Genomic DNA, 553 nt, shown 5'->3' with positions numbered 1-553 from the left:
TTGATATGATACCTAAAAAGTAGACATTAAAATATAGGACACCTTGATGTATAATAAAAGAGTCAAGGAGTTGAAGAAAAATGGGAAAATACCAGTTTAGTTACGAAGAAAAGATTACCATCATTCGAGAGCATGAGGAAAACCATAAGACATTAAAAGCGATTTGTGAGGAATATGACATCAGCAAAAGCTATCTGTGTTACATTCTTCGCGACTACCGTCAAAAAGGCAAGGAATCGCTAAAAAACACCAAATATTACTCAGCAGAATACAAGCTAAAAGTAATTAAACGCCACTTTGAGGATGGTATATCCGTTGCTGATCTGACGAGAGAAACCGGTATCCAATACCGTATGCTCAAGCAGTGGTTTCAGGACTACCAAAAGCGAGGAGAAGAAGGACTAAGTACCCGCAAAAGAGGCCGACCGAGAAAGCCGCAGCCGAACACACCCGAAGAAAAGATACGCCAATTAGAAATGGAAAACGAGGTATTACGGGCTTTTCGGGAAGAGTGCGAAAGGTGGGATGCAAAGAACTCCGGTACAAAGTAATT

The 553-nt window shown here is 40.5% G+C and carries 1 protein-coding gene; it reads left to right on the top strand.

All coding sequences use genetic code 11. The features are described from left to right. The first annotated feature begins 80 nt into the window (after nucleotides 1-80). Nucleotides 81-551, top strand: a complete 471-nt coding sequence (locus tag H6A12_RS13085) for a helix-turn-helix domain-containing protein (protein ID WP_204448441.1) — start codon at nucleotides 81-83, stop codon at nucleotides 549-551. Nucleotides 552-553: the final 2 nt, after the last annotated feature.

This window comes from Merdimmobilis hominis (assembly GCF_016901855.1).
In the GTDB taxonomy this organism is placed as follows: Bacteria; Bacillota; Clostridia; order Oscillospirales; family Ruminococcaceae; genus Paludihabitans.
The sequence above is the reverse complement of the archived record's forward strand: the minus strand, read 5'-3'. Positions and strand labels throughout refer to the sequence as shown.